This is a genomic window from Stutzerimonas stutzeri KOS6, assembly GCF_000307775.2.
Classification (GTDB): Bacteria; Pseudomonadota; Gammaproteobacteria; order Pseudomonadales; family Pseudomonadaceae; genus Stutzerimonas; species Stutzerimonas stutzeri_B.
This window is the reverse complement of record NZ_KK020679.1, coordinates 46,869-65,601: the sequence shown is the minus strand read 5'-3', so window position 1 is coordinate 65,601 and position 18,733 is coordinate 46,869. Positions and strand designations below refer to the sequence as shown.

The 18,733-nt window shown below is 57.0% G+C and carries 22 protein-coding genes and 3 tRNA genes; 9 read left to right on the top strand and 16 right to left on the bottom strand.

Features of this window, described 5'->3' with window-relative positions:
• Positions 1-11: 11 nt before the first annotated feature.
• The 12 genes from B597_RS46795 to B597_RS45775 form a co-directional block, all read right to left on the bottom strand.
• A complete protein-coding gene (locus tag B597_RS46795) occupies positions 12-467 on the bottom strand; it encodes a BglII/BstYI family type II restriction endonuclease (RefSeq protein WP_024162586.1) in 456 nt (151 codons plus the stop codon).
• A complete protein-coding gene (locus B597_RS45825) occupies positions 464-1,414 on the bottom strand; it encodes a DNA-methyltransferase (protein ID WP_003295186.1) in 951 nt (316 codons plus the stop codon). Before B597_RS45825 ends, B597_RS46795 begins: the two co-directional genes overlap by 4 nt.
• A gap of 278 nt (positions 1,415-1,692) precedes the next feature.
• A tRNA-Pro gene (locus B597_RS45820) sits at positions 1,693-1,769 on the bottom strand.
• An 85-nt stretch (positions 1,770-1,854) separates the two neighbouring features.
• Positions 1,855-2,211 carry a MerR family transcriptional regulator gene (locus B597_RS45815; protein WP_003295187.1) on the bottom strand — a complete coding sequence of 119 codons (357 nt, stop codon included), beginning with the start codon at positions 2,209-2,211 and terminating at the stop codon, positions 1,855-1,857.
• Positions 2,192-2,494 carry an integration host factor subunit alpha gene (gene ihfA, locus B597_RS45810; protein WP_003282572.1) on the bottom strand — a complete coding sequence of 101 codons (303 nt, stop codon included), beginning with the start codon at positions 2,492-2,494 and terminating at the stop codon, positions 2,192-2,194. The genes B597_RS45815 and ihfA overlap by 20 nt, the downstream gene beginning before the upstream one ends.
• A 3-nt stretch (positions 2,495-2,497) precedes the next feature.
• Positions 2,498-4,876 carry a phenylalanine--tRNA ligase subunit beta gene (gene pheT, locus B597_RS45805; protein ID WP_003295189.1) on the bottom strand — a complete coding sequence of 793 codons (2,379 nt, stop codon included), beginning with the start codon at positions 4,874-4,876 and terminating at the stop codon, positions 2,498-2,500.
• A 36-nt stretch (positions 4,877-4,912) separates the two neighbouring features.
• Positions 4,913-5,929: a phenylalanine--tRNA ligase subunit alpha gene (gene pheS, locus B597_RS45800; protein WP_003295190.1), complete on the bottom strand. Its 1,017-nt coding sequence runs from the start codon at positions 5,927-5,929 to the stop codon at positions 4,913-4,915.
• A 174-nt stretch (positions 5,930-6,103) separates the two neighbouring features.
• The gene (rplT, locus tag B597_RS45795; protein ID WP_003282569.1) at positions 6,104-6,460 is read right to left on the bottom strand and encodes a 50S ribosomal protein L20; all 357 of its coding nucleotides are present in this window, start codon (positions 6,458-6,460) and stop codon (positions 6,104-6,106) included.
• 27 nt (positions 6,461-6,487) lie between these two features.
• Positions 6,488-6,682: a 50S ribosomal protein L35 gene (gene rpmI / locus B597_RS45790; protein ID WP_003289526.1), complete on the bottom strand. Its 195-nt coding sequence runs from the start codon at positions 6,680-6,682 to the stop codon at positions 6,488-6,490.
• Between the two features lie 61 nt (positions 6,683-6,743).
• Complete coding sequence (gene infC, locus B597_RS45785; RefSeq protein WP_192939438.1) at positions 6,744-7,295, bottom strand: translation initiation factor IF-3; 552 nt, start codon at positions 7,293-7,295, stop codon at positions 6,744-6,746.
• The gene (thrS, locus tag B597_RS45780) at positions 7,295-9,217 is read right to left on the bottom strand and encodes a threonine--tRNA ligase (RefSeq protein WP_003295192.1); all 1,923 of its coding nucleotides are present in this window, start codon (positions 9,215-9,217) and stop codon (positions 7,295-7,297) included. The genes infC and thrS overlap by 1 nt, the downstream gene beginning before the upstream one ends.
• 227 nt (positions 9,218-9,444) lie before the next feature.
• Positions 9,445-9,521, bottom strand: a tRNA-Val gene (locus B597_RS45775).
• Between the two features lie 168 nt (positions 9,522-9,689).
• Here B597_RS45775 and B597_RS45770 point away from each other — a divergent pair.
• Entirely contained in the window at positions 9,690-10,973 is a 1,284-nt protein-coding gene (locus B597_RS45770; RefSeq protein ID WP_024162585.1) for an NAD(P)/FAD-dependent oxidoreductase, read from the top strand.
• A 6-nt stretch (positions 10,974-10,979) separates the two neighbouring features.
• Here the strand turns inward: B597_RS45770 and B597_RS45765 are convergent, their stop codons facing one another.
• Together B597_RS45765 and B597_RS45760 are read right to left on the bottom strand one after the other, a co-directional pair.
• Positions 10,980-11,930: a PA2778 family cysteine peptidase gene (locus tag B597_RS45765; protein ID WP_003295195.1), complete on the bottom strand. Its 951-nt coding sequence runs from the start codon at positions 11,928-11,930 to the stop codon at positions 10,980-10,982.
• Positions 11,927-12,328 carry a PA2779 family protein gene (locus tag B597_RS45760; RefSeq protein ID WP_003295196.1) on the bottom strand — a complete coding sequence of 134 codons (402 nt, stop codon included), beginning with the start codon at positions 12,326-12,328 and terminating at the stop codon, positions 11,927-11,929. Before B597_RS45760 ends, B597_RS45765 begins: the two co-directional genes overlap by 4 nt.
• Positions 12,329-12,528: 200 nt before the next feature.
• On the opposite strand from B597_RS45760, the gene B597_RS45755 reads away from it, so the two are divergent.
• The gene (locus B597_RS45755) at positions 12,529-12,840 is read left to right on the top strand and encodes an I78 family peptidase inhibitor (RefSeq protein ID WP_003295197.1); all 312 of its coding nucleotides are present in this window, start codon (positions 12,529-12,531) and stop codon (positions 12,838-12,840) included.
• A gap of 67 nt (positions 12,841-12,907) precedes the next feature.
• On the opposite strand, the gene B597_RS45750 is transcribed toward B597_RS45755, so the two are convergent.
• Positions 12,908-13,939, bottom strand: a complete 1,032-nt coding sequence (locus B597_RS45750) for an acyltransferase family protein (RefSeq protein WP_003295198.1) — start codon at positions 13,937-13,939, stop codon at positions 12,908-12,910.
• A gap of 238 nt (positions 13,940-14,177) precedes the next feature.
• On the opposite strand from B597_RS45750, the gene mobA reads away from it, so the two are divergent.
• The 3 genes from mobA (at position 14,178) to B597_RS45735 (ending at position 15,272) form a co-directional block, all read left to right on the top strand.
• Positions 14,178-14,819, top strand: coding sequence for a molybdenum cofactor guanylyltransferase MobA (gene mobA / locus B597_RS45745; protein WP_003295200.1), 642 nt, complete (start codon positions 14,178-14,180; stop codon positions 14,817-14,819).
• Positions 14,820-14,833: 14 nt separating this feature from the next.
• Complete coding sequence (locus tag B597_RS45740; RefSeq protein ID WP_003295201.1) at positions 14,834-15,055, top strand: YgdI/YgdR family lipoprotein; 222 nt, start codon at positions 14,834-14,836, stop codon at positions 15,053-15,055.
• Between the two features lie 140 nt (positions 15,056-15,195).
• Positions 15,196-15,272: transfer RNA gene (locus B597_RS45735), tRNA-Pro, on the top strand.
• A gap of 78 nt (positions 15,273-15,350) precedes the next feature.
• Here the strand turns inward: B597_RS45735 and B597_RS45730 are convergent.
• Positions 15,351-15,599 carry a glutaredoxin family protein gene (locus B597_RS45730; RefSeq protein ID WP_003295203.1) on the bottom strand — a complete coding sequence of 83 codons (249 nt, stop codon included), beginning with the start codon at positions 15,597-15,599 and terminating at the stop codon, positions 15,351-15,353.
• 420 nt (positions 15,600-16,019) lie between these two features.
• Here B597_RS45730 and B597_RS45725 point away from each other — a divergent pair, with 420 nt between their 5' ends.
• The 4 genes from B597_RS45725 to B597_RS45710 all read left to right on the top strand — a co-directional run bounded on the left by B597_RS45725 (position 16,020) and on the right by B597_RS45710 (position 18,605).
• Positions 16,020-17,267 carry an OprD family porin gene (locus tag B597_RS45725; protein WP_003295204.1) on the top strand — a complete coding sequence of 416 codons (1,248 nt, stop codon included), beginning with the start codon at positions 16,020-16,022 and terminating at the stop codon, positions 17,265-17,267.
• Between the two features lie 224 nt (positions 17,268-17,491).
• Complete coding sequence (locus B597_RS45720) at positions 17,492-17,893, top strand: ElaB/YgaM/YqjD family protein (RefSeq protein WP_003295205.1); 402 nt, start codon at positions 17,492-17,494, stop codon at positions 17,891-17,893.
• A 14-nt stretch (positions 17,894-17,907) separates the two neighbouring features.
• Positions 17,908-18,288, top strand: a complete 381-nt coding sequence (locus B597_RS45715) for a phage holin family protein (RefSeq protein WP_003295207.1) — start codon at positions 17,908-17,910, stop codon at positions 18,286-18,288.
• Positions 18,285-18,605, top strand: a complete 321-nt coding sequence (locus tag B597_RS45710) for a hypothetical protein (RefSeq protein WP_003295208.1) — start codon at positions 18,285-18,287, stop codon at positions 18,603-18,605. Before B597_RS45715 ends, B597_RS45710 begins: the two co-directional genes overlap by 4 nt.
• Positions 18,606-18,733 lie beyond the last annotated feature (128 nt).

Sequence of the window (18,733 nt, the reverse complement as noted above, 5' to 3'; positions counted from 1 at the left end):
GCACCCCAGGCTTATTCAACCGCGATAATCATTAGCGGCATGTGGATAACTGAGCGAAAGATTTCCAGCTCACACTGAAGTCGATTAGCGTGGGCAATGTTGTCCCCCAGTGCTTTTGCGGCCTCACGTGTAGGCACAATCATTACACCAGCCTTGATTGCCTTGTTCAGAAACATCTGTTGCAACTTGAGCAAGTCGGCATACAGGCGAGCCATGTTTCCAGTTTGGAGACACAAGCCGATGTTGTTCTTGACACTAGTGATCGTAATCTTTGAACCGCGTGCTAACTTCACCTTTCCTGACCAGCCAGAACCCACTAGCCCGGAAATAATAGAGCTACCTATCACAGAGGCCTGACGGCGCCCTGGTTGAACAGTACAAGCAGTAATCGCTGCCTCTATTTCTTGGCGCAATGTACTTGGAATTGCGGCTAACCCACCACAGTGATCATGAATGATAAAATTCATTCGCCTTCGACTCCTTCGAATTCCGGCCACACAGCTTGAGACAGCTTGCTCTTGGTATGGTCATAGAGCTCCTTGTCATGAGGACGATAGCGCGCTGTTCCAGCCAAAGCGGCATCAATCCGCTCTTTGGCTTGCTCGGCATAGTCAGCAATCAGTTCACATCCAATGAAACGCCTTTCATGCAAGGCTGCAGCTACACCTGAAGAACCAACCCCAGCAAAAGGATCAAAGACAAGCTGTCCAGGCTTAGTCATGGACAGGACAAGCCTCTCAATCAAGCCCACGGGGAATTGGCACGGGTGATTAGTCTTCTCGATGTGGTTGGCCTTGACGTTCGGAATGCTCCATACATCCTCCGGGTTTTTCCCTAGCGGATTCCCCGAGAGCAAGCCCTTCTTCGGCCCTTTGAAATGGCGCTTTCCAGGGTATTTCGCTGGGATACGTACCGGATCAAGATCAAATTGATAGTCATCTGTCTTCGAGTACCACATCACCACTTCATAACGGCCTGAAAAACGATGCTTGTTATGCAGACCATGCCCAAAGTGCCAAATGATCCGGTTGCGTAGCTTTAGGCCGTGCTTTTTGAAAATGTAAGCCATTTCGATGTCGAGAGGGACAATCATTCCGTTATCGACAAAATTCCCAACCTGCCAGCAGATCGAGCCAGTGTCCTTTACGCGCGGAATAATTAAGTCGAGGATGCGCTCCTGCCACTGGAGATAGTCCTCCAGTGCCCCCTTCTTTTCGTAAGACTTGCCAATGTTGTATGGCGGAGACGATACGACCAGATCAAATACCGGCTCCATTGGGATCGCTGTCAGCAGGGCCTCTGTATCCCCCTGCCAAATCGCATAGTCCAAATCGGTTATCGCCTCAAGCGCGGCCTTCTTTTTAACGATCTGCGTCGTTGCGGCGCCACTCTGGAGGTTGTGCTTCGGATTCATGCGCGGCTCATTGGGTCCATTCAGGTTTATAGGCTCCATCGTCCAACTATATCTCTGAAATATCTAGTTTTGGCACGGGCAATGTGAGGCCAGCAGCCTACCCCCTACCACTGGCAGCCTGTCTAGCTCAAACGCCAGCAACGGAGCAGCAAGCACCGTGCTAAGCACAAACGGTCACCAAACGGTCACCAGAGGTGCAGCTTACGACACTACCCCACAAATGCGTAGGCATAAAAAAATCCAGTCACCGCTAAGTGACTGGATTTTCTAGGGTTTTTTGGTCGGGACGGAGTGATTCGAACACTCGACCCCTTGCACCCCATGCAAGTGCGCTACCAGGCTGCGCTACGCCCCGACTGTGGCTTTCAGCATTGCTCAAAGCGGGTTGAACTATACCTTAAGCAACTGAAAATGTGAAAGTTTTTTAGCGCCTTGGCGGATTATTTCCGCAGGACCTGAAGCACTTCTTCCAGCTCCGAAATCATCTGCCGTATCAGTTGCTTGTACTGGGTGGTGTCGTCGCGCGCTTCTTCGCCGGACATTCGCTGCCTAGCCCCACCGATGGTGAAACCTTGCTCATAGAGAAGCGCACGGATCTGACGAATCATCAGGACATCCTGACGCTGATAGTAACGCCTGTTACCGCGACGCTTTACCGGGTTGAGCTGAGGAAACTCCTGCTCCCAATAGCGCAGTACGTGGGGCTTGACCGCGCAAAGTTCGCTGACTTCGCCAATGGTGAAGTAGCGCTTGCCCGGAATCGACGGAAGCTCGTCGTTATGACTTGGTTCCAGCATAGGCCTCGACTCTGGCTTTGAGCTTCTGCCCTGGACGGAACGTCACGACGCGACGTGCCGTGATAGGAATTTCCTCGCCTGTTTTAGGATTTCGCCCAGGCCGCTGTCGCTTGTCGCGCAGGTCGAAGTTGCCGAAGCCGGACAACTTGACCTGCTCGTTATGCTCGAGCGCCTGACGGATCTCCTCGAAAAACAGCTCGACCAACTCCTTGGCCTCGCGCTTATTCAAGCCCAGCTCTTCATATAGACGTTCCGCCATTTCAGCTTTCGTCAGAGCCCCCATACGCTACTTCCTTAACGTGGCATTGAACCCTTCTTCCAGGGAGGTGAGGATTTTTTGCATCGCATCGTTCACCTCATCGTCGTTTAGAGTGCGCGATGGGTGCTGCCAGGTCAAGCCGACTGCCATACTTTTGCTAAGTGGATCAATACCTTTCCCCTGGTAGACATCAAATAGCTTGAGGTCCGTCAGGTTCTCGCCTGCAGCGTCGCGAATGCAGCCGAGGATATCTTGAGCCGCCACCTCACGATTGACCAAAACAGCAAGGTCGCGTCGAACCTCGGGAAAGCGCGACAGCTCGGCAAAGGCCGGCATACGACCCTCAGCGATTTCGGCCAGCTTCAGTTCAAACAGGTACACCGGCTGATCGATGCCCAGTGTGCTCGTCAACTCGGGATGCAGGCTTCCGACAAACCCGACCAGCCGCCCTTCCAGCTCGATACGCGCAGTCTGACCGGGATGTAACGCAGGATGCTCACCGGCAACGAAACGATAGGCACCGCCACTTCCGGCGAAGGCGAGCAGTGCCTCGACGTCTGCCTTGATATCGTAGAAATCCACCGCCTCGCGCGAATTCGCCCAGCCCTCGGGCTGACGGCTGCCGGTTATCACGCCGGCCAGCATGCTTTCCTGCTCCAATCCGGGCAATTGCCCAACAAAGCGCAGCCCCGCCTCGAACAAGCGCACACGAGACTGCTGCCGGTTGAGGTTGTATTGCACGGCCTTGACCAGACCCGGCAAGAGCGATGCGCGCATGGCCGCCATATCGGCAGAGATGGGGTTAGCCAGCTGCAGTGGCTTTACGCCTGGGCTGAACTGCTCGAAAAGCTTGGGATCGATGAAGCTGTAGGTGATCGCCTCCTGATAGCCGCGGGCCACCAGCAGGCGTCGAAGCAATGGCAAATCGGCACGGGCTTCAGGTTTCGCTTCTGGAGCCAGCCGAGCCTGCGGATAACGCACTGGAAGTCGATCATAGCCATACAGACGACCCAGCTCTTCGATCAGATCGACTTCAAGACTGATATCGAAACGATGACTTGGGACACCGACCTGCCAGCGACCCTCGGCCTCCTCGCTCACCATCAACCCCAGCGCTTTCAATAGACGCACCACTTCGGTGCCTTCCATTTGCAGACCCAACATCTGGGTGATGCGTTCGGCGCGCAAGGTTACGGGAGCAACTTTCGGCAAGTCGCTTTCGCTTACCGCTTCGATGATCGGACCCGCCTCGCCACCAACTATTTCCAGCAGCAAAGTGGTCGCACGCTCCATTGCCTGACGCGCAAGCTGTGAGTCGACGCCGCGCTCATAGCGGTGCGACGCATCCGTATGCAAACCATATGAGCGCGCCTTACCGGCCAGCGCAATGGTGTCGAAGAACGCACTTTCCAGGAAGATGCTCCGGGTCGTAGCACTTACGCCGCTGTGCTCTCCACCCATGACCCCGGCAATGGCGAGGGCACGCTCATGGTCCGCGATCACCAGCGTATCGGCACGCAGAGTGACTTCCTGGCCATCAAGCAGAATCAGCTTTTCACCGTCCTCCGCCATACGAACCCGAATACCGCCCCTGATCTCGGCAAGATCGAAGGCATGCAAGGGCTGCCCCAGCTCGAGCATTACGTAGTTGGTGACATCGACAACGGCGTCGATACTGCGGATGTCCGAGCGGCGCAGGCGCTCCACCATCCACAGCGGTGTCGCCAGCGACAGGTCGACATTGCGGATAACGCGTCCGAGGTAACGAGGGCAGGCCTTCGGCGCGAGGAGCTCGACCGGGCGCACATCTTCATGGCTTACCGGCGCGGCAACGATATCCACCGGGCGGACTTCAGCACCGTAGATCGCTCCAACTTCACGAGCCAAACCAGCCACGGAGAGGCAATCCCCACGATTTGGAGTCAGGCCGATCTCGATGCTCACGTCATCGAGACCGAGGTACTCGCGAAAATCCGTTCCAACTGGCGCGTCGGCTGCCAGCTCCATCAGGCCGCTATCATCGCTCCCAACCTGCAGCTCGGTCTCCGAGCAAAGCATGCCGTTGGACTCGATACCACGAAGCTTGGCTTTCTTGATCTTGAAATCACCCGGCAACTGGGCGCCGATCATGGCAAATGGAATCTTCAGACCAGCCCGTACATTCGGAGCTCCGCACACCACCTGAAAGGTTTCACTGCCATTACTGACCTGACAGACTCGCAGCTTGTCGGCATCCGGATGCTGCACGGTTTCCAGCACCTCACCGACAACCACGCCACTGAAGCTACCGGCAACCGCTGTTACGGCATCGACCTCGAGCCCGACCATAGACAGACGAGCAACCAACTCCTCGCGGGAAATCTGCGGATTGACCCAGCTCCGCAGCCACTGTTCACTGAATTTCATCCTGCTCTCCTAAATATTCGTTGACGGGCGGCGGCACTAGCGGAATTGCGCGAGAAACCGCAGGTCATTGTCGAAGAACAGGCGCAAGTCATTGACGCCGTAACGCAGCATGGCAAGCCGTTCGACACCCATACCGAAGGCGAAACCGGAGAACCGCTCCGGATCGATACCCGACATCCGCAGTACGTTCGGATGCACCATGCCGCACCCCATCACCTCCAGCCACCCTGTCTGCTTGCAGACTCGGCAACCCTTGCCGCTGCACATCACACACTGCATATCGACTTCGGCGGATGGCTCGGTGAACGGGAAGAACGACGGTCGAAAACGTACGCCCAGCGGCTTCTCGAAAAACACCCGGAGGAACTCTTCGATGGTGCCCTTGAGGTCGGCAAAGCTGACACCCTCGTCGATCAACAGCCCCTCTACCTGATGAAACATCGGCGAGTGGGTGATATCGGAATCGCAACGATAGACGCGCCCGGGACAGACGATGCGAATCGGAGGCTGACGTGACTCCATGGTGCGCACCTGGACAGGCGAGGTATGCGTGCGCAGCAACATGTTGGCGTTGAAATAGAAGGTATCGTGCATCGCCCGAGCCGGGTGATGCCCGGGAATATTGAGCGCCTCGAAATTGTGATAGTCGTCCTCGACTTCCGGACCTTCCGCTACGCTGTAGCCGATATGGCTGAAGAACTGTTCGACGCGCTCCAGGGTGCGGGTGACCGGATGCAGACCTCCTGATGCCTCGCCGCGGCCAGGTAGCGTCACATCGACCCGTTCTGCCGACAGCCTGGCGCTCAGCGCGGCCTGCTCAAGGCCCGCTTTGCGTGCGTTTAGGACATCCTGCACTTGGCTCTTGGCGGCATTGATCAGCGCACCGGCCTGCGGACGCTCTTCGGCAGAAAGCTTGCCCAAGGTCTGCATCAGTTGGGTCAGCTCACCCTTTTTGCCCAGATACTGAACGCGCACCTGCTCCAGGGCAGCGATGTCTTCGCTTTGTTGCACGGCCTCAAGCGCCTGAGCGACCAGTGCATCCAGATTTTCCATGTACACAACCTCCAGAGGTTCTTGCAGAACCGCACTGGTGACACGGCATGTCTAGCCCGTCGCCAAGCGCACTTTTGCAAAAGCCCCTCTCAGATACGAAATAGGGGAAGAGCACAAGGCTCTTCCCCTATCGATGACGTTGCAACGAACCCGAAGATTCGTGATTGCCAGGGCTTAAGCCAGAGAAGCTTTGGCTTTCTCGACAATCGCAGCAAACGCCGCTTTTTCGTTCACTGCCAGATCGGCCAGAACCTTGCGGTCGATCTCGATGGCCGCCTTCTTCAGGCCGGCGATCAGACGGCTGTAGGACAGACCGTTGACACGAGCACCAGCGTTGATACGGGCGATCCACAGAGCGCGGAACTGACGCTTGCGCTGACGGCGGTCGCGGTAGGCATACTGGCCAGCCTTGATTACCGCCTGCTTGGCAACGCGGAATACGCGCGAGCGCGCACCGTAGTAGCCTTTGGCGAGTTTCAGAATTTTCTTGTGACGGCGACGGGCAACGACGCCACGCTTAACACGAGCCATGAGTTATTCCTCTGAGTCTTGACCGGATCAACGAACGCGCAGCATGCGCTCCACTTTTGCAACGTCGGACGGGTGCACTTGCGAGCAACCGCGCAGCTGACGCTTACGCTTGGTGGACATTTTGGTCAGGATGTGGCTCTTGAAAGCGTGCTTGTGCTTGAAGCCGTTAGCAGTCTTCTTGAAGCGCTTCGCAGCACCACTTTTAGTCTTCATCTTTGGCATGTTCGTTCTCCACAGTGTGGGTGATTACAAATAACCGCAAGGCCTGCCAGTGCCCTGGAGGTTACTTTTTCTTCTTGGGAGCGATGACCATGATCAGCTGGCGTCCTTCCATCTTCGGATGCTGTTCGACGGAACCGTATTCGGCGAGGTCGGTTTCGACCCGCTTCAGCAATTCCATCCCCAGCTCCTGATGGGCCATCTCACGGCCGCGGAATCGCAAGGATACCTTGGCCCTGTCCCCGTCACTCAGGAAACGCACCAGGTTACGCAGCTTGACCTGATAGTCCCCTTCTTCCGTCCCTGGACGAAACTTCACTTCTTTGACCTGAACCTGCTTCTGGTTCTTCTTCGCCGCAGCAACCTGCTTTTTCTTCTCGAACAGATGCTTGCCGTAATCCATGATCCGGCATACCGGAGGATTCGCGTCGGCGGAAATTTCAACCAGATCAAGCTTGGCTTCTTCTGCAACTTGCAGCGCTTCATCAATCGAGACGATGCCAATCTGCTCGCCGTCAGCACCAATCAAACGGACCTCACGAGCCGAGATATTCTCGTTGATCGGGGCCTTGGGTGCAGCTCGTTTATCCTGTCTCATTTCACGCTTAATAGTCATTACTCCAATTCTTGGCGACCACGCCGGGAAACCGCCTGTGCCAACATCTGCGCGAATTGCTCGAGGGGCATGGAGCCCAAATCGACGCCTTCACGGGTGCGCACAGCAACGGATCGTGTCTCAACCTCCCGATCCCCGATAACCAAGAGATAAGGAGCCTTGAGCAAAGTATGCTCGCGGATTTTAAAGCCGATCTTTTCGTTTCTCAAGTCACACTTGGCACGAAACCCGCTTTGGACGAGGCTTTTTTCGACTTCCGCTGCAAAAGCCGCCTGCTTGTCGGTGATATTCATGATCACCGCCTGGGTCGGCGCAAGCCAGGCAGGAAAGGCACCTTCGTAGTGCTCGATCAGGATGCCGATAAAGCGCTCGAACGACCCGAGAATGGCCCGATGCAGCATGACAGGATGCTGGCGATCGTTGTTCTCGCTGACGTACTCAGCACCCAACCGCACCGGCAGATTGAAGTCCAGCTGCAACGTACCGCACTGCCACACGCGACCCAGGCAATCGCGCAGGGAAAACTCGATCTTCGGACCGTAGAAGGCACCCTCGCCCGGCTGCAGATCATAAGGCAGGCCCGCGATATCCAGCGCCGACGCCAGCGCCGCCTCCGCGCGATCCCAGAGATCGTCGGAACCGACACGCTTTTCCGGGCGAGTGGACAGTTTCAGTTCGATGTCCGAGAAGCCGAAATCGGCATAGACCGCCTGGGTCAGCTTGATGAACGCAGCCGACTCAGCCTGCATCTGCTCCTCGGTGCAGAAGATGTGCGCATCGTCCTGGGTGAAACCGCGAACGCGCATGATGCCATGCAGCGCACCGGATGGCTCATTGCGGTGACAAGCGCCGAACTCGGCCAGGCGCAAGGGCAGCTCGCGGTAGCTTTTCAGACCCTGGTTGTACACCTGAACGTGGCACGGACAGTTCATCGGCTTGATCGCATAGTCGCGACTTTCCGACTCGGTGGTGAACATGTTCTCGGCGTAGTTCGCCCAGTGCCCGGACTTCTCCCAGAGCACGCGATCGACAACCTGCGGCGTCCTGATTTCCAGGTAGCCGTTTTCGCGCTGCACCTGGCGCATGTACTGCTCGAGCACCTGGTAGAGCGTCCAGCCATTCGGATGCCAGAACACCATGCCCGGCGCTTCTTCCTGGGTATGGAACAGATCCAGGCGCTTGCCGATCTTGCGGTGGTCGCGCTTCTCGGCTTCTTCGATACGCTGGATGTAGGCGGCGAGCTGCTTCTTGTCGGCCCAGGCGGTACCGTAGACGCGCTGCAACTGCTCGTTCTTCGCATCGCCTCGCCAGTAGGCTCCTGACAACTTGGTCAGCTTGAAGGACTTGAGGAAGCGGGTGTTCGGCACGTGCGGACCACGGCACATGTCGACGTACTCTTCATGGTAATACAACCCCATCGCCTGCTCGTCAGGCATATCCTCGACCAACCGCAGCTTGTAGTCCTCGCCGCGCGACTTGAACACCTCGATTACCTCGGCGCGTGGCGTCACCCTCTTGATGACGTCATAGTCACGATCGATCAGCTCTTTCATGCGCTGCTCGATAGCCGCCACATCATCCGGCGTGAAGGGACGCTCGTAGGCGATATCGTAGTAGAAGCCTTCATCGATGACCGGCCCGATGACCATGCGCGCCGTCGGATAGAGCTGCTTGACAGCATGCCCCACCAAGTGGGCGCAGGAGTGGCGGATGATCTCCAACCCCTCTTCGTCCTTCGGCGTAATGATCTGCAGCGAGACATCCTTTTCGATCAGATCGCACGCGTCGACCAGCTTTCCATCGACCTTGCCGGCAACGGTCGCCTTGGCAAGCCCAGCACCAATGGATTGAGCCACCTCGGCCACGGTGACCGGATGATCGAACGAACGCTGACTGCCGTCGGGAAGAGTAATGGTGGGCATGGCGCCTCCTCTCCTAGTGGTGACCCGTACCAAAGGCCACATGGGTTGGGATGAGCCAGGAAAGCGATCCGGCGAGCATACCTGCCGCACAGTGGCAGGGCGCTTAGAGCGCACTCTACGACCGAACCGAAGTCACTGGAAAAATGACTGGCGATGCTTTCAGAAAGCCGAGGCCCTGACAAGCAGACCAAAAAAAAGGGTCGCTTGCGCGACCCTTTTATTCGAATTGGTAGGCACAATTGGATTCGAACCAACGACCCCCACCATGTCAAGGTGGTGCTCTAACCAACTGAGCTATGTGCCTTCGATGGGGGCGCATTCTAAAGACACAGCCAAAAGAGTCAAGCGTTTTTTTCGCCTAACTCACTGATATTTGGAAATTTTGAAAATTCATGTCGGCGAGCCCAACAACTTGGCGGCTGTCATGGTTAAACGCTAGGATGCGTAAAAAATTCAGAACAGAGAATCCAATATGCCGCACAAGGAATACCCCGCCTCGTACTACGCAGCGACAGCAAATCCGGCGAACGACCGCCAGGAGCTTCAGGAAAGCAAACAGGCCGACGTATGTGTCATTGGTGCTGGATACACCGGTTTATCCACGGCGCTGTTCCTGCTCGAGAAAGGTTTCAGCGTGGTCGTTCTGGAAGCGGCAAAAGTCGGTTTCGGCGCTTCCGGTCGCAACGGTGGACAAATCGTCAACAGCTACAGCCGTGACCTTGACAGCATCGAACGTAGCACCAGCGATTCGGCAGCCAAGCTGATCGGGGAAATGGCATTCGAAGGGGGCCGAATCATCCGTGAGCGAGTGGCGCGCTACGGCATTCAGTGTGATCTGAAAGACGGGGGCGTGTTCGCTGCCTTCAATCAAAAGCAAATGCATCACCTCGAAGCACAGAAGGCACTATGGGAGCGGTACGGCTACCGCCACCTGGAACTACTGGACGCACCCGGCATACAGCAAGTCGTAGCCTGTGATCGGTATGTCGGCGGGATGCTCGACAAGCAAGGCGGCCATATTCACCCACTCAACCTGGCGCTTGGCGAAGCCGCTGCCATTGAGTCGCTAGGCGGGGCCATATACGAGCACTCACCAGCCGTCCGAATCGAGCGAGGCGAAGAGCCGGTAGTGCACACGCCGAAGGGCAACGTCCGAGCAAAATTCGTCGTGGTAGCAGGCAATGCCTATCTCGGCGACCTGGTTCCCGAACTGGCAGCCAAATCCATGCCGTGCGGCACTCAGGTGATCACTACAGAACCGCTCGACGAGGAACTGGCGAGAGTCCTGTTGCCACAGGACTACTGTGTCGAGGACTGCAATTACCTGCTTGATTACTACCGACTCTCCGCTGACAAGCGCCTGATCTACGGAGGAGGCGTCGTCTACGGGGCGCGAGACCCCGCGGATATCGAATCCATTATCCGGCCCAAGATGCTGAAGACCTTCCCCCAGCTGGCGAACGTGAAAATCGACTATGCCTGGACCGGCAACTTCCTGCTCACGCTTTCGCGGCTACCCCAGGTCGGCCGTTTGAACGGCAATATCTACTACTCGCAGGGATGCAGCGGCCACGGCGTCACCTACACCCATGTCGCCGGCAAGGTAATAGCCGAAGCACTGAGCGGCCAGGCTGAGCGATTTGACGCGTTCGCCAGCCTGCCCCACTACCCGTTTCCCGGAGGGCAGCGTTTCCAGATTCCACTCAGCGCAATCGGGGCGATGTACTACAACCTGCGCGACAGGCTTGGCTTCTGAAAAAGATCAAGGAGCGGGACAGCGCGGGTTCGGCAGGCACTGCCCTGCCTGCTCGCGCCCCTGAGCCGGGAGCGGTGACCTGAAGCGGCCATCCTCCGGATCCAGCAGCAAGGCACAAGACCGTGCTTGTCGAGCACTGGCAAGGCACCCCCGCTCTGCAAGCACATGCGACAGATTGAACCAGCCAATGGCGAAGCGCGGATCGCCCCCAACACTGGCGCGCAATGATTTTTCCGCCGCGTCTTTTTCCCCCGCTGCGTACTGGCTGTTGGCCAAGGCAAAAAGGCCAAGCGCGGAGTTCCAATATTCGACAGCCGCCTCGTAGGCCATCCTCGCGGCATCAGCCTGGCCGACCTCCTCCAGGTCGCTCGCACTGCGCAGCCAGTGCGCTTCTTGCGCCGTTTCGGGCAGATGATCAGGCGCCAGCGTGAGCATTGCCCACTTTTCTGCCTTGGCCCAGGAGCGCTCGAAGGCACCGAAAGTGGTAATCCAGCGCTTTGTAGTGCCCGAACGCAACACGATCCGCTGCTCGGCAAGGTCATACCCCACCACCACCGCAAAATGCCATTGGGGCCAGCGCTCGAAGGCAAGATTCTGCAACACCAGAACAGGATTACCTGCAGCTACCTCGGCCAGCACATCCTCCAGCCGGGGACGCAACGGATAAACCAGAAGTCCGGCCGATCGCGCCGCGGCAACCATCTCGACCTGCAGGCTACCCTTGCGCCCGGGGATGTACACCTGATCCACGAGCGCATCAGGATCAGCTGCAACGCCCCCATGAGACAGCACCGTCGCCAAGGCAGCGGGACCGCATTGATAATCCTCCTGCGGATAGAACGGCACGTCGACCAGTTCAGCCCTGGAAGGTAACTGCACATCGTCGATAGTCACCTTCGACGACGCACAGCCACCAGCCAAAGCGATCGACAGGAGGATCAGTAGCAGCCGACTCAACGGTTGATGCAGTTGACGAAGTTGAAGATATTGGTTGCGCAGAGCATGTCAGTGATGATGAAGACCACCAGGAACAGAACGATCACCCCGACCACCCCTGCCCCGGCAGGCGCTTGATCCAGTTGCTGGTTGAACTGCGCGAGTTCGGCAGCAGTCAGACTGTTGATGCGCTTTTCGACCTGATCACGCTCCACACCCATCGACTCGAGCTTTTTCTGCACATCCTGATCACCCAGCATGGTCAGCAATTGCTGCCGATCCACTACCTGCTGCTGCTCCGCAATGACCTCCGGCGTGCCGATCATCGCTGCCTGAGCCAACGGAATCTGTGCGACCAGCAGAAGATGCAGGGCAGCAAGAATCGTCGCGATACGTTTAAGCAGAGGGGAAGTAAACATGGTGGAAACTCCTTGTTTTTCGTTAGCCGCAGGATTGCACAACGCCATCAGGCTTTAAGACGTAGTAACGGCGCTTCGGTTCCCGGCCGTGGTGGTCATTTTAACGCCACGCCACAGGCCGCTCCGCCAACCACTCCCCACCCGAGCACATGCAATCTTGAGAATAGTTGTGTTCAGTTACTCAGACGAAAGGAGATGCCGTGTACCTGCCCAGTCGTTACGTTTCAGCCGCCGTCATCGCGAGTTTGGTACTGCTGGCTGGCTGCCAGAGCGCCCCGCAACCGTCGCCTATGGCAGCGCAAGAATATGAACGCTGCAATTCCGCTGCGACTCAGCACCTCGTGGGCCAGACAGCCACAGCGAAGATTCTTGAGCAGGCACGACTGCAGTCAGGTGCGAGCAAGGCACGGATCCTGCGCCCCGATGATGTCGTGACCCTCGAATACGATTCACGCAGATTGAACATCAACACCAATGCAGACATGCGGATCGAGCGCATCAGTTGCGGCTGACCTCCAGCACTGCTGGCCAGCAACCGCTCGGCACTGTTTGCCGAGCGGCGTCCCGAGGAAAAACGGCTTACTGCGCCAGGGCCTTGCGCATATGAAATTGCGATGCCGAAATTCGCCTGGGAGGGCTGAGCAGGAATTGCAGGCGGTAGCGATTGATGAGCAGCTGCGCCACCAAAGGCGCTGCAGTGCCTATCAGCGTCCCGATCAGCAAATGTGCAGCGATCGAATCAATGCCCATAAACTTGCCGAGTATCACCCGTGCACCGCTGCCCGCCAGGATGTGCATCAGGTAGATCGTCATCGACGAAGCACCGATGAACAGAAACCAGTCAACCCGAAACTGCCCGAGCCACATCGACAACGCGACCATGAAGAAAATGGATATCGTTGCCAGCGCCAGTACGGGCAGGCCGCCGTCGGCGTAGTTCAGGTCGAAGGTGACATGGAACAGATACTGACCGATCACGAACATGCCCCCAAAGAACAGGGCCAACTGGGAATAGCGCGCCAGAAAGAAAGCTTTGACCTCGTTGAACCAGACCCCCAGCGCGAAGAACACCGCGTTGCCTAGAATGAAACGGGTCATGTTGTTCACGGTCAGGTCTTGCTGGAAAACGAATAACACACCAAACAGCGCCACGAACGGCAGGAAATACCGGCGATCGGCCTTGGCATAGAGAAATGCGCAAACGACGAATACCAGGAAAAGCGCGTAAAGGAACCAGAACTGCGCGCGGGGCATCCAGAGAAGCGAGAGCACTTCCGTCAACGTAACCTGGCCATTGGTGTAGTTGGACAGCACAACCTCAAACAAGCCCTGCAGCAACGACCAGACAATGAAGGGATACACGATTGTATCCACCTTATTGATGATCAACCCGCCTCTGCCGCGCTTCTGCAACGAGTCGAAGAAGAACAATCCGGAAAGGAAGAAGAACAATGGCATGTGAAAGCTGTAGATAATGCTGTCCACGAGCACGAATTTCTGCTCATCTATGGGCAAGCCGGCGTTGAAAACCCCGCGCGCGACATGGCCGTAGACCACGAGAATGATGCCGATTGCCTTGGCATAATCAACCCAAACGTTTCTCTCCTGCATGATGTTTTTCTCCTTGTATGTCGACCAGGAAGCAGACGGCATCCGCCAATGCCCAGGAATGCGGATGAAGGAGATAGACAACGACTTTCACGGTTGGTTTAGCCGCCGATCTGGCGGACACTCGCAACACCTGCCCTGCTTCGCCTAATGGCGCTGAGTGCCTCGTCACTACAGCTACAAGCCATCTGGTTACCGACGAACGGGCCCAGTGTCACGTGCAAACCTATGGAGCCCGCTCATGCCCGATTCCAGACTTTCCTCCTGTACCATCCTGTTGCTCGCGGGTGGTCGTGGTCAGCGAATGGGCGGTCGGGACAAAGGCCTGATCGAATGGCAAGGGCGCCCGCTGATCGCGTGGCTGCATGATGTGGCTCGCCCGCTGACTGACGACCTTCTCATCTCATGCAACCGCAATCAGTCGCTCTATGCACCCTACGCCGATCAGTTGGTGACTGACGCGAGCAGTGACTATTCCGGCCCACTTGCAGGCATACGCGCCGGCCTTGCAGCAGCGCGTAGCCGATGGATGATGGTGCTACCTTGCGACACCCCCCTGATCGACCGGCCGCTCCTGCATTCGCTATATGCGGCTGCAACCGAGACACCAACGAGGCCGTTCATGCTGCGCCGCGGGCAACAATGGGAACCACTGTTCAGCATCATTCCCACTGCGCTGCTGGAACAGCTCGAGTCCCACTGGCAGGCTGGCGAGCGCAGCCCGCAGCGACTCCTTCTGGACTTGGGTGCAGTCCCGGTGGCGACGCACGAAGATGACATTCGCCTGGCCAATCTCAACACACCCGCATTACTCGCGATGACTGAGGCTCTCGCGGGAACTTCGCCCCAAAATGCCTCGTCCGATAGGTATCGACACACCTAAGAAGGAACAGCGTCATGCGCCAACGCCCCCTCTCAACCCTGCTCCTTGCACTGGGCTTCGGCATTCTCGCCGGGTGCGCCAACCCCAGCGTAATCACGCTCAATGACGGCCGTGAGATCCAGACGCTGGATCGGCCCGATTTCGATGAGGAGTCCGGCTTCTACGAGTACGAACAGATCGACGGCAAGCCCGGGAAGGTAAACAAGGATCAGGTCCGAACCGTACGAGAACTCTGACGCCCAACCTTGCGCTACCTCCCCTGATCAGACGGCGCGAGCGATTCGAGCATAAGCTGCTCACGCCGCCGTATCACCTAAAAAAAACTTGCCTAACGCCTTGTGCAGCAAAACTTTTTCTGTAGAATGCGCGCCATCTTCGGAGCGTAGCGCAGCTTGGTAGCGCGTCTCGTTCGGGACGAGAAGGTCGCTGGTTCGAATCCAGTCGCTCCGACCATATCCCGCTGAACCCGCAGCATCAGCTGCCCAAAAAACCGGCCATCGAGCCGGTTTTTTTGTGGACGCTGCAAGCGACCTACCGCGCACAAGCCTGCAGAAAACTCACTACCTGCCCGACTTCGAACGGCCAGTCCAACTCGGCCCCGGTATCCACACGGCGCAAAACCGGAATTCGCAAGCCGTAAAACTCAACCCACTCCGGACTGTCTGCAATATCCATCAGTTCGACCATAAGCCCGTGCTCGACCAGAGGCATGAGCACATCCTCTGCCTGTTCACAAAGATGGCAACCCAAGGTTCCGAATAGCTGGCATTCAGGCAACATTTGAGGCTCTCACAAAATCCATGCAGCGATTCTAGCAAGCCACCCTCAGTTCGCCATCGACTGAATAGTCGCCGGAACAGCGCGCAGATGAGTCGAAAATGTGAAGCGCCTCCAATCGCCAGCCCCCCCCTCCGCATGCCATTCGACTCGGCCCGAGTAAACCGTTAGGATGCTGCGATCCGAGGCAGCGAAGACTGCCCGGTAAACCCAGTCTTTAATCGCCAGGCTCATGGAACGTGCAGCAATGGACTCGTAATCGGGTACGTCAATCAAATTGGCGACACGAAAGACTGCGTCTAGCACGTTGACTTGCGAGACTTGACGACTAAAGTCTAAAGGCTGAAAACCCTCTGTAATGTTTTATTGCATCGCGCCGTAAAGAGCGACTTCAGAGCATCATCCAACGAGGAGAAATAAGAAATGCTCAAGACCCCCATCGCCCGGGGCGTGGCCCTCGCCACTCTGGGAGCAACACTGGCTATCCCAACCATGGCCCAAGCTGCCTTCGTCGAAGACACCAAGGCCGGCCTGGAACTGCGTAACTTCTACTACAACGCCGACAACCGCTCCGTTGCATCCACCGCACAGTCGAAGCAAGAGGAATGGGCCCAGGGTTTCATTCTGCGCGTTGAGTCCGGCTTTACTGAGGGCTCGGTTGGATTTGGTATTGATGCGTTAGGCTTGCTCGGCGTCAAGCTGGATTCGAGTGCAGATCGCGCAGGCACAGGCCTTCTCCCCGGCTCTTTCGGGAATGAAGTTCCGGACGATTACTCCTCGCTTCATGCCACCGCGAAAATGAAGGTTTCCAATACAATCCTGAAGGTTGGCGCGATCGAGCCGAAGAATATGGCTATCGCCCGAAGCGACTCTCGCCTTCTGCCGCAGACGTTCCAGGGCGCACAGCTGATCTCGAAGGAAATCGACGGGCTTACTCTGGACGCAGGCTACCTGACCGAAGAGAACAACCGTAACTCCTCTAACTACGAAGACATCACGTTCGCAGGGAAAGGCGGTGTGGCTGCCGGTGCACCAGAAGACTTCGTGTTTGCCGGTGCAACCTATTCACTGATGAAGAACCTGACAGGTGCGTATTACTACAGCAACCTGGAAGAAGCGTATAAGCAGCATTCGTTCAATTTGATCCATGTTCAGCCGCTCGGTGAAAATCAGTCCCTGAAGACCGATCTTCGCTACGCGCGCTCGACCGACGATGGCTCCTCCACTGTTGACAACAATGCTTTCGGAGCCATGGTTACCTACTCCGTAAGCGGCCACAGCTTTGGTCTCGGCTATCAGAAGATGAGCGGAGATACTGGCTTCGCCTACGCTGGAGCCAGCACCGATCCTTACCTGGTTAACTACGTAATGATTGGCGCAGACTTTGCTAACGCAGACGAAAAGTCTTGGCAAGCTCGTTATGATTACAACTTCGCCGCCATGGGCATTCCTGGGCTGACGCTCATGACCCGCTATGTTTCAGGCGACAACTTTGGCGCTGGCGGAAATAGCAAAGAATGGGAGCGTGACACCGACATCGGTTACGTCTTCCAGGAAGGCACACTGAAGAATCTCGGCGTAAAGTGGCGTAATGGTACATACCGCAGCAACACTACCCGCGATATCGATCAGAACCGTCTGATCGTCAGCTACACCATCCCGCTGATGTAATAGCGGCTACGGCACTTTGCTGCTGTAGACAAGAAAACCCGCTTCGGCGGGTTTTCTTTTGCCTTTTTTTCTGCAAACACGATTACGGAGCGATTGGCTCAACCCACAAATCACGCACCTTTTCCCGCGCAGCCCAACGAAACGGGGAACCTTTGCCCGACCGTCGCGCTCGAAATCTCAGGTAACGGGGCCCACCGTCCCGGAGACTCAACAAGGAGCTGCGCATGTCCACCGAATCCACCTTTGGTACCAACGATGACACCCCGATCCCCGAGGGCCCTGCTGGTAACACCCGCCCCCTGATCGACACACCCGCCCATCGCCGCAACCTGCAAGCGGCCCAGAGCGCATTGATCGAGGAATTCCATACCCTGATCGGCGATACCGAACGCCTGCTCAAGCACACCCAGGAAACCGCAGGCGGACAGACTCAAGAGCTACGAAGCAAGATCAATGCGAACATTGCCAAGGCTCGCGAAATGCTGAAAGAGCGTGAAGGCTCAATGCGTGAGCAAGGCCAGGCCGCTATCCAGTGCACCGAAGAATATGTGCATTCCCATCCGTGGCAATCGATCGGCATCGCTGCTGGCGTCGGCTTTCTGCTCGGTCTGATTTCACGTCGCTGATGGGAGAGCCACCAATGCAAGCGAAGCCCGGCGCCGAGGCACCAAAACCGTCGCTGAAGAAGCTGGGCGGCGCATTTGTCGGTCTGCTACAAGGGCACCTGGAGCTGGTGGGCATCGAGGTTCAGGAAGAAAAGGCCCGGACGTTCCGGCTGTTTCTCCTGGCTGGCGTCAGCCTGATTCTCGGTCTACTGATTCTGGTCGGGCTTTCCGCAGCGATTGTCATCGCTTTCTGGGAGACCCATCGGATAGCAGCGATACTGACGCTTTGCGTCGTTTATGCGGTTGTGATGATCATCTGCATCAGCCGAGCGGTTTCGCTCGCCAAGCAGTGTGCCGCGCCGTTCCAGGCGACTCTTGAAGAGCTGGAACGCAACCGGGAGCGTTTATTGCCATGAGCCAGCCTCTGAGCACATCGAATGACCTGAGCATGCGCAAGGAACTGGTACGCCTGCGCATGGAAATGCACCGTCAGCAGATGCTTTACCACGCACAGCCACTTTCTCATCCGCTGCAGCAGGTGAAGGGCTTCGTCACGTCACGTCGCTCGTCTGCCGAATCATCATCGGGCAAAGGGCCAGTATTGATTGCTGCCACGGTCGTGCTTGCCCTGTTTGGCCGTAGGCTGGGAAAAATGGGCAAACTGGCTCGTCTCGCACTGACGCTCTATCCGCTGCTCAAGGGCCAGCAAAAGCTACGCGAAAAGCTGCATTGAGGCTTGATCGGTACATCTCGGCCCGCCCCTGAGGCCGATCCAGGCTTGATATGGCCTGGCAGTTCCAGCGCGATAGAACTGATCGGTAACTAAACGGTTATGGTAGTTTTGCACCAGCCCGCTAATGG